This is a genomic window from Methylobacterium sp. WL103, from assembly GCF_008039885.1.
In the GTDB taxonomy this organism is placed as follows: Bacteria; Pseudomonadota; Alphaproteobacteria; order Rhizobiales; family Beijerinckiaceae; genus Methylobacterium; species Methylobacterium cerastii.
In genome coordinates this window covers 1-1,064 of sequence record NZ_VRUX01000971.1, presented here as the reverse complement: position 1 = coordinate 1,064, position 1,064 = coordinate 1, and the positions used below count along the sequence as shown (strand labels likewise).

At 71.9% G+C, this 1,064-nt stretch carries 1 protein-coding gene; it reads right to left on the bottom strand.

All coding sequences use genetic code 11. The annotated features are described in order from the left end of the window. On the bottom strand, positions 1-980 hold a 980-nt coding region (locus tag FV222_RS27115; protein WP_147816225.1), incomplete at its 3' end, for an ABC transporter ATP-binding protein. Between the last annotated feature and the right edge of the window lie 84 nt (positions 981-1,064).

Below are 1,064 nucleotides of genomic sequence, written 5' to 3'. Positions count from 1 at the left end.
GGGGCGAGCGGCGGCGTCGCCTGGGAGCAGACCGGCTCGGCGAGGCGGCAGCGCGGATGGAAGCGGCAGCCGTCGGGCGGGTCGATCGGGTTCGGCGGGTCGCCGGTGAGCAGGGCGGCCTGCGTACGGTTGTCGGGATCGAGCGACGGCATCGAGGCGAGCAGCGCCTGGGTGTAGGGGTGGGCGGGCTCGGCCAGCACCGTGTCCGAGGGGCCGAGCTCGGCGACGCGCCCGAGATACATCACCATCACCCGGTCGCAGATGAAGCGCACCACGTTGAGGTCGTGGCTGATGAACAGGTAGGTCAGCCCGAACTCCGCCTTGAGGTCGAGGAGCAGGTTGAGCACCTGCGCCTCCACAGACTTGTCGAGGGCCGAGACCGCCTCGTCGAGGAGGATCAAACGCGGCTCGAGCGCCAGGGCGCGGGCGATGTTGACCCGCTGGCGCTGGCCGCCGGACAGCTCGTGCGGGTAGCGCCCGGCGAAGCGTTTCGGCTCCAGGCCGACGCGGGCGAGGAGCCCGCGGGCGCGCTCGATCGCCTCGCGGCTGCCGACCCCGTTGACCGTCGGCCCGAAGGCGATCGAGGCCTCCACCGTCATCCGCGGGTTGAGCGAGGCGTAGCTGTCCTGGAACACCATCTGCACCTGGCGGCGATAGGTCCGCCACGGCATCGCGCGGGAGCCCACCGCCTCGCCGTCGAACAGCATCTCGCCCTGATCGCGCTCGATCAGCCCCATCAGGAGCTTGGCCGTCGTCGACTTGCCGCAGCCGGATTCGCCGACGATCCCGAGGGTCTCGCCCTTCAAGGCCTGGAAGTCGACGCCGTCGACGGCGCGCACGACCGACTTCTTGCCCCCGACGCCCTTGCGCACGGGGAAGTGCTTGACGAGGCCCGAGACCGACAGGAGCGGCTGGGCCGGGCCGCCGCGGTCGCGCAGGGCCGCGATCGCGAGGTCGGCGGGCTGGACGATGACGCTCATGTCGGCTGCCCTTGATGACGCGGCCAAGGCGACCCGCCGTATGGGCGGTGCTGCTCCCTCTCCCGGGGGGGGAGGGTTGGGGAG